Genomic DNA, 14,913 nt, shown 5'->3' on the forward strand with positions numbered 1-14,913 from the left:
CGATGAGGAGTCCCGTGACCCAGCATTACCAGCCCGGCTACTACCCGCAGCAGCAGGCCGCCCCTGCCTTCGCCCCCGCTCCTCAGCAGGCGGTGAACCCCGTGTACGCCGACCAGGCGGTGTGGAGCGCGCCCACCCCTCCGACGCAGAAGTCGACGGGCCTCGTGCTGTCGATCATCGGCATCAGCGTTCTGGGCTTCATCTTCCTCGCCGTTCTCGTCTACATCCTCATCGGCCTCGGCCCGTTCGCACTCTTCGTCTGCGGTCTCGTGGCGCTCATCCCGCTCGCCGTCGTCATCCTCACCATCACGTGGATCGACCGGTGGGAGCCGGAGCCGCGAGGGGCCCTCTGGTTCGCCTTCCTCTGGGGTGCGGCCGCATCCGTCGCCATCGCCCTGCTCGTGGGTCTCGGGGTGCAGCTCGCGGTCTACTACGCCACCCAGGGACAGGGCGGCGTCGGCGACTTCTTCTCCGCTGTCATCCAGGCGCCGTTGGTCGAGGAGAGCGCGAAGGGGCTCGGCGTGCTGATCCTGTTCTTCGTGCTGCGCCGTCACTTCGACGGACCGGTCGACGGTCTCGTCTACGGGGCCACGGTCGCAGCCGGCTTCGCCTTCACCGAGAACATCCTCTACTTCGGCTCGTCGCTGATCGAGTCCGGGGGCATCGGACTCGGGTTCACCTTCTTCCTGCGCGGCATCATGTCGCCCTTCGCCCACGTGATGTTCACCGCATGCACCGGCGTGGCCCTCGGCTTCGCTTCGCAGAAGAAGGGCTGGCTCCCCGGCATCGGCTTCTTCTTCATCGGGCTCGTCCCCGCCGTTCTGCTGCACGCCCTCTGGAACGGGTCGTCATTCATCGTCGAGGGCCTGGGCGGCTTCTTCCTCGTCTACGCGCTCGTGCAGGTTCCCCTCTTCGCCCTGGCCATCGTCGCCGTCGTGTTCCTGCGCAAGCGCGAAGCCGCACTCACGCGGGTTCGACTCGACGAGTACGCGGCGGCCGGATGGTTCACGCCCGAGGAGGTGGCGATGCTGTCGACCGGCACAGGTCGGCGGCAGGCACGCACCTGGGCGAAGGCGCAGGGCGGAGACAAGGGCACGGTCATGCGACGGTTCACCCAGGATGCGACGCGCCTGGCCTTCGCGCGCCAGCGCGTCGTCACAGGCCGCGACGGAATCGGGGGCCGCCGAGACGAGGCCGACCTTCTGCAGGCCGTGGCCGCAGACCGCGCCGTGCTGCTGTCGACAGGGCCCCAGGCGGCGGTGCTCCCGCCGCAGGAGCAGTATCCGCAGTCTCCCGGGCAGTACTCGCCGCCGGCCGCGCCGCCGCAGCAGCATGGACAGCAGGGCCCGCCCGTCATCTGACGGCGGGGGCGGCGCCCCCGGAGCCGAGTAAACTGGTTGGCCGCTGTCAAGGAGTGTCAAAAAAGTGGTTTCAACCGAGCTCGCCCAGGAACGTCGCTATGTCGAGGGGCTGTACACCCGCCTCGACGCCCTGAGGGCCGAGGCGCGCACGGCGCTCGAGAGGGTGCGGCGCGAGAGCGTGGGCGGCAACCACCAGAGCCGCTCCGAGCGGGATGCCTACGCCCGGCTCTACGAGGACCGCATAGCTCAGCTCGACGAGGTCGACGACCGGCTGGCCTTCGGACGGCTCGAACTGGTGGACGCCGACACCGCCGACGCTGCGGACGACCCCGACGACAGCTCGCCGTTCCGCTACATCGGTCGCATCGGTCTGCGCGACGAGCAGCTGAGGCCGATCCTGCTCGACTGGCGGGTGCCGCAGGCCGCGGCGTTCTACCAGGCCACCGCCGCGACGCCGCTCGGTGCCCGTGCCCGACGGCACCTCATCACCGAGGGCCGAACGGTCACGCGCATCGACGATGAGATCTTCGACGCGGAACTGCTCGTCGAGCAGGCCGACTCGCTGCAGGGAGAGGCGGCGTTGCTCGCCGCCCTCACCAGCCAGCGCACGGGCCGCATGTCCGACATCGTCGCCACGATCCAGGCCGAGCAGGACAGGATCATCCGGTCCGAGCTCGGGGGAGTGCTCGTCGTGCAGGGAGGCCCCGGCACGGGAAAGACCGCCGTGGCTCTTCACCGCGCCGCCTACCTGCTCTACTCCCACCGCGAGCGACTCGCGTCATCCGGTGTGCTCGTGGTCGGCCCGTCCAGGGCCTTCCTGCAGTACATCGAGGCCGTGCTGCCGAGCCTCGGCGAGACGGGTGTCGTCGTCTCGAGCGTCGGCGGCCTCTATCCGGGCCTCGAGGCGACGCACGACGACGCCCCCGAGACCGCGCGGGTGAAAGGTGCGGCCGAGATGGCCGCTCTCATCAAGCGGGCCGTGCGCTCGCGCCAGCGCGTGCCCGCCGAGGCGATCGACCTCGAGGTCAACGGCGAGAGGCTCACCCTCGAACCGGGGCTCATCTCCTCTGCGATGCAGCGGGCGTGGGAGAGCCGTAAGCCGCACAACGAGGCGCGGGTCGTCTTCGTCAAGAGCGCACTCAACCAGCTGAGCCGGCTCCTCGCCGACCAGCTGCGCTCGCACGGCAACACCGTCGACGACGCCGACCAGGCCGTGCTGCGCGAAGACCTGCGCACGTCGCACGACGTGGTGGTGGCGCTCAATACGGCCTGGCTGCCGCTCACGCCCGAGAAGCTTCTCCAGGACCTCTACGCCCGGCCCCAGTGGCTGGCGTCGCTGACTCCGTCGTGGAGCGAGGCCAGGCGCGCCCTTCTGCGCCGCGACCGCGATGAGCCGTTCACCATCTCCGACGTGCCGCTGCTCGACGAGGCCGCAGAGCTGCTCGGCGAGTACAACGCTCAGAACGCCGCCCTGAAGCGCGAGGAGAAGCTGCAGAAGAAGCGCGACATCGAGAACGCCGAGAACGCGATCCGCAACATGCAGGTCGAAGGCCTCGTGCACGCGGAGGATCTGGCCGCGGGATTCGCCGAGCGCAGTGTGCGCGGCACGACGGCCGAGCAGGCCGCCGCCGACAGAACCTGGACCTATGGGCACATCGTCGTCGACGAGGCGCAGGAGCTCTCGGCGATGCAATGGCGTGTGCTCGCCCGTCGCTGCCCGTTGCGCTCCTTCACCGTCGTGGGCGACATGGCGCAGGCGAGCGCGGCGGCCAGCGCCCGCAGCTGGCAGGACGCCGTGCGGCCGCTCGTCGGCTCGTCACCGCTCGGAGAGAGATGGCGGCTCGAGGAGCTCACGGTGAACTACAGGACGCCGGCGCAGATCGCGGCCGAGGCCGAGCAGATGGCCGAGCGCAACCACCTGCCCATCACGCGTGCCACCGCGGTGCGCGAGAGCGAGTGGCCCGTCACGACGACCACGGTGGAGCTCAGCCCGGCTGGGCGCCCCGCCGATCCCGACGCGCTCGGCGACGCGGTGATCACCGTGATCGAAGACGACCGCGACATCGATTCCCGGGGCACGGTCGCGGTGATCGCGACCGAGGCGACGGTGGATGCGCTGTACCCCGCCCTGTCGGAATCCTTCGGCCGCGACATCGGGCTCGGCGCCCAGGGCCTCAACCGATCGATCGCCGTCCTGACGGCGCAGGACGCCAAGGGCCTGGAGTTCGACGCGGTCGTCGTCGTGGACCCCGACGGCATCCTCGCCGAGTCGACCCGGGGGGCATCCGGCCTCTACGTCGCGATGACCAGGCCCACGCAGCGGCTGCACCTCGTGCGCCCGGTGTGACACACGCGATTACCCCGTGAGAGAACGCTTTTGACCGGCGCACCCGGGAACGGTTGGATGGTGTCATGACCGAAAACATGAACACCAAGCCCGAGATCGATTTCCCCGAAGGTCCCGCTCCGACCGAGCTCGTCATCGAGGACATCGTCGTCGGCGACGGTGCAGAAGCGACGCCCGGCGCAACCGTCGAGGTGCACTACCTCGGGGTCGAGTACGAGACCGGCGAGGAGTTCGACTCCTCGTGGGGTCGCGGCGAGACCATCAGCTTTCCGCTGAACGGCCTCATCGCGGGCTGGCAGGAGGGCATCCCGGGAATGAAGGCCGGCGGCCGACGCAAGCTCACCATTCCGCCGCACCTGGCCTACGGTCCCGCGGGTGGGCACTTCCTCGGCGGAAAGACCCTGGTCTTCGTCATCGACCTGATCAGCGTTCCGTAACCAGCGATCGTGGCCGGGCTACGCGAGCAGGGGAGCCAGTGAGCGTCCCGAACTCGCGAGTTCGGCCACGATCCGTTCGGGGCTCTCGATGCGCGTGCGGGGGCCGGAGAAGCAGAGCCCGGCCACAAGCATGCCGTTGGAGTCCCTGATCGGCACCCCGATGCATCCGAAGCCGGGAACGAATCGCCCGATCTGGCTCGAGTAGCCGCGGGCGAGCGCCGCGGCGAGATCGTCGTCGATCCCGCGGCCCGCATGAGCCGCCCGGGCACTGACACGGCCGAGGCTCCTCTGCTCCGCGAGCAGCAGCAGTCCGATGGCCGACGCGTCGAATTCGCGCAGCACTCGCAGCTCGTCGCTGAACGGGAAGTCGGGGTCGCTGTCGACGATGCTGATGCTGTCGTCGCCGTAGCGCACGACATGCACGCCGCCGCGCATCCGCTGGCGCAGCTCGGCGATCACCTCGCGAGCCGCCTGCGGCGGGCGCGCAGGCGCCACCTGGCCGACGAGCTCCGCCACCTTGCGACCCAGCGCGAAGCCGCGCAGGTCGGGCATGCGCACGAGGTACTCGTCCTGCACCAGCAGGTTGAGAAGCCGGTAGGTCGTGGCCCGGGGCAGGCCGAGGCCCTCGGAGACCTCCCGCGCGGTGACGCCGGCGCCCGCCCTGGCGACCTCCTCCAGCACGGTCAGCGCGCTGTGGATCGCCTTCGGCTGCCGCGCCCGGAGTTCGCCGGATGCCCCGAGAGGATCAACCACCGAGCACGTCCTCCCTCGTGGGCTCGTCGTACGCGCCCACGCTGCGACGCCGGTCGGGATACCGGACTCCGAGCAGCGCATGACCGGTCACGGCGAGCAGCACGATCGCGACGACGATGACCACGCCGGGCCACTGCGGTGTCGCCAGTTCGGCGACGAGGTAGACCGTGAGAACGACAGCCAGGGCGACGGCGGCCGCCGACGCGCGCACGAACGGCCACACGGTAGCCTCGCCTATGCGCGCGAGGAAGACCGGCACGGCCGCGCACACGAGGATGTAGGCCGCGATGTACCCTCCGGCGGCCCCGACGATGAAGAAGCTCATGGCCTGCCAGGCGTCGTTGCCCGCGGCGATCACCAGCACGGGAACGAGGGTGAGGATCGGCAGGGTCACGCAGATCGCGACGATCGGCGTCGAGAATCGGCGATGCGTGCGTCCGAACGCGGAGGGGAGGAGGCCCTCCCGGCCCATGGCGAAGACGACGCGAACGAGCGCCGTGGTGGAGCTGACGGCGCAGGCGAAGAACGACGCGGCGATGCTCAGGTCGAGCAGCAGCCCCATCCATTCCACGCCGTACGCGGTGGCAAGGTCGTTCACCGGCGACCCGCTGTCGATGAAGTCGCGGCCCAGGCCGGAGAAACCGACGAATTGCGTGTACGAGGCCACGAGGTAGAGCAGGCCGGAGACGATCACGGTCCACACGATCGACCTGGGGATCGTGGCGAAGGGCCGGCGGGCCTCGACGCCGAGCGTCGCGGAGCTCTCGAACCCGACGAAGGCCGTGATGGCCAGCACGGCTCCGATGGCGAAGTCGCCGGGAGTGGTATCGCCGAGCGAGAGCAGGGACCAGTCGATTCCGGGCCCCTGCGTCGACAGCAGGGCGACGACCAGAACGAGGATGATGCCCACCGACAGCGTCTCGACCAGAAGTGTCACCCTGGTCGAGATGCGGATGCCTCGGGCGAGCACCACGAACGAGAGGCCGCCCATGGCGACGATCAGGATGCTCACCAGCAGGCCCGACGATTCGGCTCCGGGCACGAAATGGCCGACCAGGATGGCCAGGTAGTACCCGGCGCCCGCGAGGGAGAACATGGCGATGAAGCCGTAGCCGATCAGCAGCGTGACACCCGTGACGAATCCGGCGCCGCCGCCCAGACCCTTCGACACGAAGGTGAAGAGCGAGCCCGGCGCAGACAGACGACGGGTGAACTGATTGACGGTCGTGGCGACCAGCAGACACAGGAGCAGGGCGGCGAACAGCGCCAGAACCGTCGCCTTGCCCGCGGCGGCGGCGACCATGAGCGGAACGGTCGTCGCTGCGGCCGACGGAGCGACCGCCGACACCGACTGGGCGAGCACGTCGTAGAAGCCGACGCTCCTCCGAGCGAGTCCGGCCATGGGGGAGTGATCGCCCAGGCCCTCGACGGGGCGGGGATCGGCGATCGCGCGTTCGAGAGCTGTCACGGACCGACGCTAACCCGCACGCGTTGCGCACACGTTCCGATCGTGTTTCGGCTTCGAGTTGTGCAAATGAGACACCGCGGACCCGGTGTCTCGTTTCGGATGCGGAGAGCTTCATCCGAGCGGAACGCGTCGGCAACGAGCCCCGGCGATGCTGGATCGCGGACGAGCGAATCGTTCCATCCGAGACCACCACCAGACACGTCCTCACCCAGGGAGCACATCGACATGACCTCAACACGCGATCAGGCAGAGGCAGGCCTCGGCGGCCTGCCTGCCACCAGACAGAGTCTCAGCGGATCGCTGGGAGTGGGGTCCATCGTCTTCATGGTGGTGGCCGCCGCTGCTCCCCTCACGGTCATCGGCGGTGCCGCCCCGCTCGGCATCCTGCTCGGCAACGGTGTCGGCTTTCCGAGCCTCTACGCCGTCTCTGCGGTCATCCTCGTGTTCTTCGCCGTCGGCATGGTGGCGATGACGCGCAAGGTCCCCAAGCCGGGAGCGTTCTTCACCTACGTGGGCTACGGCCTCGGCAAGCCCGCAGGACTCGCGACGGCCTACCTCGCGCTGCTGACGTACACCACCATCCAGATAGCCGTGCACGGCTACGTCGGATACATCCTCGAGGTCACGGTGGCGGGCATCGGGGGACCGGACATCCCCTGGTACGTCTACTCGATCGCATCCATCGTCATCGTGGGCGTGCTGGGCTATCGGCACATCGATCTCAGCTCGAAGGTCCTGGGCGTGCTGCTCGTCGCCGAGGTGGGCATCGTGCTCGTGCTCGTGGGCGCGGTCGTCTTCTCGGGCGGCGCGGCAGGCCTCTCGCTCGAACCGTTCGAACCGAACAACGTCTTCTCGGGATCGCCCGGAGTGGGACTCATGTTCGCCATCGCGGCGTTCATCGGGTTCGAGGCGACCGCCATCTTCCGCGACGAGGCCAAGAACCCCGATCGCACGATTCCCCGGGCCACCTACACCGCCGTGATCGGCATCGGCATCTTCTACACGCTGGCGTCCTGGGCGATCGTGATGGCCTGGGGCCCGGACAACGTGCTCGCCGCCGCGGCCGAGGATCCGGGTGCGATGGTGATCGTGACCACCCTGAACTACCTCGGCGTTGTCGGGGAGATCGTCATCAACGTGCTGCTCATCACCAGCATGTTCGCCTGCGTGCTGTCGTTCCACAATGTGATCACGCGCTACCAGCACACCATGTCGAACGCCGGGCTGCTCCCGGCCCGGGTCGGTGCGGTGCACTCCCGGCACCTGTCGCCTCATCTGTCGTCGCTCGTCCAGTCGGGCACGGCGCTCGTGCTGATCGTCGTGTTCGCGCTGCTCGGCCTCGACCCGGTGCTCCAGGTGTTCACCTGGTTCTCCGGCGTGGCCACACTCGCGATCGCCCTGCTCATGGCCCTCACCAGTGTCGCGGTGATCGTCTTCTTCGCCCGCACGAAGTCGGACAGGCGGCTCTGGAACACCGTCATCGCTCCGGCCATCGGCTTCCTCGGCCTCATCGGCTCGGCCGTCGTGATCGCTGCGAACTTCCCGATGCTCGTGGGCGATGTGGATGGCGACGGCGCTCCCGCGTTCGGCGTCATCAGCGCCGTGCTGCTGGCCCTCATCGTCATCTTCCCGCTCATCGGGGTCGTGCAGGCGCTCGTCCTCCGCAAGCGGAGCCCCGAGACCTACGACGCGATCACCGACGCGATCGCCTGACGCCCGACCCCGGGCATCCGCTCCTCACCACAACGACCCGCCCCAGAACGACACAGAAAGACGGCATCATCATGACCCTGATCGAACCGAAGACCGACTCGTCGGCTCCCTCGACGACCCCGTCGCCCGGCCCGCTCGCCAGCCTCGGCACCGACGAATTCGCGCGCATCCAGCAGATCGTGCTGGGCAGCGGCCTCACGACGCCCAGCACCCGGTTCGCCTACGTGGGCCTCGAGGAACCGCACAAGAACGAGGTGCTCGCATTCCAGGCGGGCGACGGCCCCAGACCCGATCGGCGCGCCCGCGTCATGCTGCTCGACATGACCACGGGGCACTCCACGGACTCGGTGCTCTCCGTGACCACGGGCGAGATCCTCAGCACGACGGTGCTCGACGGAAGCACGGGCCAGCTGCCCATCCTCATCGAGGAGTTCGACGCGATCGGCCCGATCGTGGCCGCCGACCCGAGGTGGGTCGACGCCCTTGCGGCCCGGGGATGCACGGTCGAGAGCGTGATGTGCGTGCCGCTGTCGGCGGGGTCCTACGGATTTCCCGAAGAGCAGGGACGGCGCATCGTGCGCGTCCTCGCATTCCGTCAGGACTACCCGGAGGATCACCCGTGGGCGCACCCGGTCGACGGTCTGTGCGCCTACGTCGACGTCGCGGCCCGCACGATCACACGACTGATCGACAGCGAGATCATGCCCATCCCCGCCGAGGGAGGCAACTTCGACGACCCCGCCCTGCAAGGGGAGCCGCTCACGACGCTGAAGCCGATCGTCATCTCGCAGCCGGAGGGACCGAGCTTCACGGTCGACGGCGAGACGGTCAGCTGGGCGAACTGGACCTTCCAGGTCGGCTTCGACTCCCGCGAGGGACTCATTCTTCGCCAGCTCAGCTACACCGATGCGGGCCAGGCGCGCCCCGTGATCTACCGGGCCTCCATCAGCGAGATGGTCGTTCCCTACGGCGACCCGTCGCCGGTGCGCTTCTGGCAGAACTACTTCGACACGGGCGAGTACCTCTTCGGACGGTTCACGAACTCCCTGGCCCTCGGATGCGACTGCGTGGGCGAGATCCACTACTTCGACTGCGTGCTCTCAGACGAGCTGGGCAATCCGTTCACGATCGAGAACGGCATCTGCATGCACGAGGAGGACTACGGAACCCTGTGGAAGCACAGCGACATGTTCACGGGCTCGAACGAGGTGCGCCGGCAGCGCCGCCTCGTGATCAGCTTCTTCACGACGGTCGGCAACTACGACTACGGCTTCTACTGGTATCTCTACCTCGACGGCACGATCGAGTGCGAGGCGAAGCTCACCGGCGTGCTCTTCACATCGTCGTACCCCGGAGCCGGGTACCCGTACGCGAGCGAGGTCGCACCCGGCCTCGGCGCGCCGTATCACCAGCATCTCTTCAACGCACGGCTCGACATGATGGTCGACGGCCTGGCCAACGCCGTCGACGAGGTCGAAGCCGTGCGGCTGCCGGTCAGCGAACAGAACCCCCACGGGGGCGCTTTCACCAACAGCACCACCAGGCTCACGGAGCCGTCCGACGGCAGGCTCGCCAGCTCGTCGACCGGGCGCGCCTGGCACATCGTGAACACCGAGAAGACGAACAGGCTCGGGGGCCAGACGGGCTACGTGCTCTATCCGGAGGAGAACCCCACGCTGATGGCCGACCCGTCGTCGTCGATCGCGCAGAGGGCGGCCTTCACCACGAAGCACCTGTGGGTCACGCCCTACGACCCGAGCGAGAAGTACGCCGCCGGCGACTTCGTGCACCAGAACCCGGGCGGCGCCGGGATTCCGGCGTACACGAACACGGATGCCTCGATCGACGGGCAGGACATCGTGCTCTGGCACACCTTCGGCCCGACCCACTTCCCGCGCCCGGAGGACTGGCCCGTGATGCCGACCGACTATGCCAGGTTCACCCTGAAGCCCTACGGCTTCTTCGAGCGCAATCCCACGCTGAACGTTCCCGCCAACGAGCCGGTGCACGCGTGCTCGCACGGGCACGACCAGACGGCGCACGTCGAGCATGCCGGGCACGACCACGAGGCGCACCCCCACACGGCGCACGATCACGCGGCGCACGGATGATCGAGGCGCTGCACGTCGGAGCCCTCCTCCCCGCGACGGTCGGCCTGTGCTGCACCGCGGCCTCGCCACGGCAGCGGGGCCTCTCCGCCGCCGCGAACTGGACGCCGGCCGTCGTGATGACCGCGGCGATGGCCGACGTCGCTCTCGGCTCGCGTCTGATTCCGGTGGTGCTCTGGACCGTCCTGCTGGTGGCAGCATCGGTCATGCCCGCGGTTCAGCTGAGACGCGACGGCGGGCGGGCAGGCCGGCCCGTGGCGAGGCACGCGACGGAGATGGCCGTCCACCGCTCTCTCGGAACCCTGCTGATGGGCGGCCTCATGCTCGTGATGGCGACCCCGGCGTCGGGCGCGGGCGTCGCGTCCGCCGCACACCATGCCGGCGGGGGCGGCGGCGTCGAGTGGATGCTCGGTGCCGCCTCGATCGCGTTCGTCGCGCTGAGCGCGTGGCTGCTCGGCCGGGTTCTGCGCGCGCCCCGGCCGGCCCGGATCGTGGTGCTGGAGGTCGTCTCGATGTCGCTGTCCGTCGGCACGACGGCCGTGGCACTGCTCGTCTGAACCGAGCGTTACGGCGTGGGTGCGAGGGCGTCGTACTCGCGGAGCGACCGGTGCAGCGCGATGGCGGCGAGAGAGAACACCACGACCACGACGCCGCCGAGGAGCGGTGGAAGCCACAGGAGCGCGGTTGCCGCCGCCAGCCCGACGTAGGCGTCTCCGAGTCTCGGCCCTCCGGTCACGACCACGGTGAACACGCCCTGGATGCGACCGCGCATGATGTCGGGAACGGCGGACTGCATCATGGTCTGCCGGAAGATGGCGCTGACGTTGTCGGCCGCACCGGCGCCGGCCAGGGCGATGCTCGCCAGCGCGAGCGCGGGAAGATTCGCGTCCTCGAAGGCCGACGTGATGCCCTCGACAGGCCCGTGGTCCATCACGAGCAGCACAAGACCGAACGCAGCGATGAACGCGCCGTACACCGCCACGGCACACCCGATGGCCCTGCCCTGCAGGCGCACGTGTCCGAGCCTTCCGGAGAAGACCGACGACAGCAGCGCTCCCACCGCGAAGGCGGCGGAGAGGATGCCCACGGTGATCGCGCCGCCGCCGATCAGCAGGGCACCCACGGCCGGAAAGACGACCCGCGGCATGCCGAAGGTCATCGCCACGATGTCGATGAGGAACGACATGCGGATGTTCGGGGCCCGCTTCAGGAACGCGAGGCCCTCCCAGACGGCCGCGAAACCGGCCCGCCGGCTGCCTCCCTCCGGAACGATGCGAGGCAGCGTGACCACACCCGTGAACGCCGCGATGAACAGCACGACGTCGACCGTGTAGGTCCACTGGAATCCGACGGTGGCCACGAGCACGCCGGCGAGAGCCGGGCCGACGGTGACCTGCACGCCGAAGCTGATGCCTCCGAGCGCGGAGGCTGCCGGAAGCAGATCGGGCGTGAGCAGCCGGGGCACGATGGCCGAGCGCGTGGCGCCGATGACCGTGGTGGCGACGGCCGTGACGGTGGTGAGCGCGTAGAACATCCACAGCTCGTCGATGTGGTTCCAGGCGAGCAGAGCGAGCCCGACGGTGGAGCCCCACGCCAGGAACTCGGCGACGAGCACAACGGTCCGCCGGTCGAAGCTGTCGGCGAGCACCCCGCCGTACACCCCGGCGATGATCATCGGAACGAGCGCGAAGACCCCGACGAGCGAGACCGCGGTCGTCGAGCCGGTGATGTCGTAGATGTGAAGGCCCACGGCGATGACGGTCATCTGGCCGCCGATTCCCGCGATCAGGCCTCCGAGCCACAGCCGGAAGAACGCCGGGCTGCGGCGGAACGGGGCGAGGTCGACGAAGTGGGTGCGGCGGTTCTGCGTCTCCGACGGGGGAGACGCTTCTGAGGAGGGCTTACTCACTGCGGCGGGGATCCGATCATCTGTGTTCTGTCCATCCTGCACGACGATCGGCTCACGCCGTGCGGTTGAGTGTGCGGCCCATGATGGCCGAGATGAGCGCGTCGACCGGCTCGGCCGGTGCCGCGGGGTTGCGCAGCAGCGTGAGGTCGACCTCACCGAGCACGGGCAGGGCGAAGCGCGTGCCGACGACGACCAGGTCGTCGGGGATCAGCGAGCGGGGGAACACGGCGACGCCGAGGCCGGCCCGTACGGCCGCGAGCAGGCCGTTCACCTCCCGCGTATTGCAGGTGATACGCCACCGCCGGCCCGCCCGCTCGAGCGCCTCGATCGCGCTGGTGCGGCTGACGGTCGTTCCCTGGTAGGTGATGAGGGGAACGGGAGCACCGAGTTCGACGATCGTCTTCTCCTGTCCCACCCAGACGAGCTGGTCCCGCCGCACGACGGTGCCGTCCGTGGTCTCCGGCTTCTGCTTGATGAAGATGAGATCGAGCGACCCGGCGTGCAGCTTGCGGAAGAGCGGGGCCGACTGGTCGACGGTGAGCTCGAGGTTGATCTGCGGGTAGAGCTGGCGGAAATGCCTGAGGATGCGGGGGAGCTGGGTGATGGCGAGGTCGTCGGCGGCGCCGAACCGCAGCTTGCCCTTCATGGCCGAGCCGCTGAAGTAGTCGTCGGCCGCGCTGTGCGCCGCCAGGATCGTGCGCGCGAATCCCGCCATCGCATCCCCGTTGTCCGTCAGGGACACGTCACGGGTGTCGCGCGCCACGAGCAGTCGTCCGGATGCCTGTTCGAGCCGCCGGACGTGCTGGCTGACCGTGGGCTGGCTGATTCCCAGACGCTGGGCCGCCAGGGTGAAGCTCGATGTCTCGGCGACGGCGAGGAAGGTGCGGAGAAGGGTGGGGTCGAACATACGCCTCATTCGAAAAGGTAATGGGAGTTATAGGGTCAATTTACTCGGGGAATGATCGGGCGGGGCAATAGCGTTGAGGAATCGGATGCCCGGCATCCGCACCCATACGAAACCGCCTCCTTCATCTCGCACCTGGATTACTCGTGACACCGCCTCCCTCCGACCCGTTTCCCGTTACCGCTCCCATGCCCGTCCTGGCCTCCGCCCCACCGTGGAAGGACACGTTCTCGTCGCTGAGGGTGCCGAACTTCCGCCTCTTCACCTCCGCGAACATCGTGGCCATGACCGCACTCTGGATCCAGAGGATCGCCCAGGACTGGCTCGTGCTCGAACTCTCCGGCAGCGTCGCCGCTGTCGGAATCACCGTCGCCCTGCAGTTCGCGCCGATGCTCTTCCTCGGCCTCTACGGCGGCGTCCTCGTCGACCGGTACTCCAAGCGGATGCTCCTGGCGATCACGCAGAGCGTGTCGCTCCTCGCGAGCGTCGCCCTTGCCGTGCTCGCGTTGACCGGGGTCGTCGAGGTGTGGCACATCATGCTCGTCGCCCTCATCGTCGGTCTCGCGACCGTGATCGACAACCCCACCCGCCAGGTGTTCGTCAACGAACTCGTCGGTCCGAAGTACCTGCGCAACGCCATCAGCCTCAACTCGTCGGTGTTCCAGCTCGGAGCGCTCATCGGGCCCGCGATCGGAGGCGTGCTCCTCGTGTCGGTCGGCGCCGGCTGGTCGTTCGCGATCAACGCCGTCGCCTGCCTGGGTGTGGTCATCACCGTGCTGATGCTGAACCCGAAGACCCTGTATCCCGCACCGGTCGCGCCCCGGGCCAAAGGCCAGCTCCGCGAGGGCCTCTCCTACGTCTTCGCCAAGCCCACCATCCTCTGGACCGTGGTGATGGTGGCGTTCGTGGCGGTCTTCGCGCTGAACATGCCCGTACTCCTCGCGGCGTACGCGTCCGACGTCTTCGACACGGGCCCCGGTGGCTACGGTCTCTTCAACTCCCTCGTCGCGGTGGGTGCGCTCGCCGGAGCCGTCCTCTCGACGCGACGCACGAGCATCCGGCTTCGCGCCGTGGTGATCACGGGTCTCGCGTGGGGAATCGTGCAGGCGATCGTGGCAGGCGCGCCCTCCGAGCTCGTCGTCGGCATCCTTCTCGTGCTCGTCGGGTTCTGCACGCTGCAGTTCCTCACCGGAGCGAACCAGCTGATCCAGCTCTCGAGCAACGTCTCGATCCGAGGCCGGGTGATGTCGGTGTACGTGCTCGTACTGCTGGGAGGACAGGCGCTCGGTGGGCCGCTCATGGGATGGCTCGTCGAGAGCTACGGCCCACAGTTCGGCATGCTCGTGTCGGGCGTCGTTCCGGCCGTCGCCGCCCTCGTCGTCGGAATCGTGCTGGCCAGGAGCGGCAGGCTCACCGTGCGGCTGCGCCGTCGGCTGCCGATCGTGGCCATCGTGCAGCATTGAGCAGCATCGAGCGGCGCGAATCGTTCTTCTGCTAGAATCTCAAGGTTGCCGTCTGACGGCCGCGGATAAAGAGAGCCCGCACATTCTGTGACGGGCACCGCGCAATGAGGAGAAAGGGGATCACCAACTATGGCTCTTGAAGCTGATGTCAAGAAGGCGATCATCGAAGAATACGCAACCCACCCCGGTGACACCGGATCCCCCGAGGTCCAGGTCGCGATGCTCACGCGTCGCATCAAGGACCTCACGGAGCACCTCAAGGAGCACAAGCACGACCACCACTCGCGTCGTGGCCTCCTGCTCCTGGTCGGACAGCGTCGCCGACTGCTGGGTTACCTGGCCGATGTCGAGATCGAGCGCTACCGTGCTCTGATCGAGCGTCTCGGCCTGCGCAGGTAGTCAGTACCCGCGTCGATAGTTAGCCGCATTTCTTGACGATGGGCCGTTCTC

General features: G+C 68.5%; 12 protein-coding genes. 8 read left to right on the plus strand and 4 right to left on the minus strand.

Features of this window, described 5'->3' with window-relative positions:
* Positions 1 to 14: 14 nt before the first annotated feature.
* The 3 genes from QCD70_RS01955 (at position 15) to QCD70_RS01965 (ending at position 4,145) form a co-directional block, all read left to right on the plus strand.
* Positions 15 to 1,361 carry a PrsW family intramembrane metalloprotease gene (locus tag QCD70_RS01955; protein ID WP_301213444.1) on the plus strand — a complete coding sequence of 449 codons (1,347 nt, stop codon included), beginning with the start codon at positions 15 to 17 and terminating at the stop codon, positions 1,359 to 1,361.
* A 64-nt stretch (positions 1,362 to 1,425) separates the two neighbouring features.
* Complete coding sequence (locus QCD70_RS01960; RefSeq protein ID WP_301213445.1) at positions 1,426 to 3,708, plus strand: HelD family protein; 2,283 nt, start codon at positions 1,426 to 1,428, stop codon at positions 3,706 to 3,708.
* 65 nt (positions 3,709 to 3,773) lie between these two features.
* Positions 3,774 to 4,145 (plus strand): FKBP-type peptidyl-prolyl cis-trans isomerase, encoded by a 372-nt coding sequence (locus QCD70_RS01965; RefSeq protein ID WP_200920223.1) that lies wholly within the window; start codon positions 3,774 to 3,776, stop codon positions 4,143 to 4,145.
* 18 nt (positions 4,146 to 4,163) lie between these two features.
* On the opposite strand, the gene QCD70_RS01970 is transcribed toward QCD70_RS01965, so the two are convergent.
* Positions 4,164 to 4,898 (minus strand): IclR family transcriptional regulator, encoded by a 735-nt coding sequence (locus QCD70_RS01970; RefSeq protein ID WP_301213446.1) that lies wholly within the window; start codon positions 4,896 to 4,898, stop codon positions 4,164 to 4,166.
* Positions 4,891 to 6,366, minus strand: coding sequence for an APC family permease (locus tag QCD70_RS01975; protein ID WP_301213447.1), 1,476 nt, complete (start codon positions 6,364 to 6,366; stop codon positions 4,891 to 4,893). Before QCD70_RS01975 ends, QCD70_RS01970 begins: the two co-directional genes overlap by 8 nt.
* 225 nt (positions 6,367 to 6,591) lie before the next feature.
* On the opposite strand from QCD70_RS01975, the gene QCD70_RS01980 reads away from it, so the two are divergent.
* From QCD70_RS01980 to QCD70_RS01990, 3 genes are all read left to right on the plus strand, one after another.
* Positions 6,592 to 8,079 (plus strand): APC family permease, encoded by a 1,488-nt coding sequence (locus QCD70_RS01980; RefSeq protein ID WP_301213448.1) that lies wholly within the window; start codon positions 6,592 to 6,594, stop codon positions 8,077 to 8,079.
* Between the two features lie 71 nt (positions 8,080 to 8,150).
* The gene (locus QCD70_RS01985; protein WP_301213449.1) at positions 8,151 to 10,190 is read left to right on the plus strand and encodes a primary-amine oxidase; all 2,040 of its coding nucleotides are present in this window, start codon (positions 8,151 to 8,153) and stop codon (positions 10,188 to 10,190) included.
* Positions 10,187 to 10,744, plus strand: a complete 558-nt coding sequence (locus QCD70_RS01990) for a hypothetical protein (RefSeq protein ID WP_301213450.1) — start codon at positions 10,187 to 10,189, stop codon at positions 10,742 to 10,744. The genes QCD70_RS01985 and QCD70_RS01990 overlap by 4 nt, the downstream gene beginning before the upstream one ends.
* Positions 10,745 to 10,752: 8 nt before the next feature.
* On the opposite strand, the gene QCD70_RS01995 is transcribed toward QCD70_RS01990, so the two are convergent.
* Positions 10,753 to 12,096: an MFS transporter gene (locus tag QCD70_RS01995; protein ID WP_301213451.1), complete on the minus strand. Its 1,344-nt coding sequence runs from the start codon at positions 12,094 to 12,096 to the stop codon at positions 10,753 to 10,755.
* Between the two features lie 52 nt (positions 12,097 to 12,148).
* Complete coding sequence (locus tag QCD70_RS02000) at positions 12,149 to 13,003, minus strand: LysR substrate-binding domain-containing protein (RefSeq protein WP_301213453.1); 855 nt, start codon at positions 13,001 to 13,003, stop codon at positions 12,149 to 12,151.
* Between the two features lie 143 nt (positions 13,004 to 13,146).
* Here QCD70_RS02000 and QCD70_RS02005 point away from each other — a divergent pair, with 143 nt between their 5' ends.
* Both QCD70_RS02005 and rpsO read left to right on the plus strand, forming a co-directional pair.
* A complete protein-coding gene (locus tag QCD70_RS02005; protein WP_301213454.1) occupies positions 13,147 to 14,463 on the plus strand; it encodes an MFS transporter in 1,317 nt (438 codons plus the stop codon).
* A gap of 129 nt (positions 14,464 to 14,592) precedes the next feature.
* Positions 14,593 to 14,862 carry a 30S ribosomal protein S15 gene (gene rpsO, locus QCD70_RS02010; RefSeq protein WP_044438586.1) on the plus strand — a complete coding sequence of 90 codons (270 nt, stop codon included), beginning with the start codon at positions 14,593 to 14,595 and terminating at the stop codon, positions 14,860 to 14,862.
* Positions 14,863 to 14,913: the final 51 nt, after the last annotated feature.

This window comes from Agreia sp. PsM10, from assembly GCF_030433855.1.
Lineage (GTDB): Bacteria > Actinomycetota > Actinomycetes > Actinomycetales > Microbacteriaceae > Agreia.

Bases quoted from the DNA above. Each gene is read 5' to 3' on its own strand.
- QCD70_RS01990 (WP_301213450.1), top strand. From the start codon at position 10,187: ATGATCGAGGCGCTGCACGTCGGAGCCCTCCTCCCCGCGACGGTCGGC.
- QCD70_RS01965 (WP_200920223.1), top strand. From the start codon at position 3,774: ATGACCGAAAACATGAACACCAAGCCCGAGATCGATTTCCCCGAAGGT.
- QCD70_RS01985 (WP_301213449.1), top strand. From the start codon at position 8,151: ATGACCCTGATCGAACCGAAGACCGACTCGTCGGCTCCCTCGACGACC.
- QCD70_RS02000 (WP_301213453.1), bottom strand. From the start codon at position 13,003: ATGTTCGACCCCACCCTTCTCCGCACCTTCCTCGCCGTCGCCGAGACA.
- QCD70_RS01980 (WP_301213448.1), top strand. From the start codon at position 6,592: ATGACCTCAACACGCGATCAGGCAGAGGCAGGCCTCGGCGGCCTGCCT.
- rpsO (WP_044438586.1), top strand. From the start codon at position 14,593: ATGGCTCTTGAAGCTGATGTCAAGAAGGCGATCATCGAAGAATACGCA.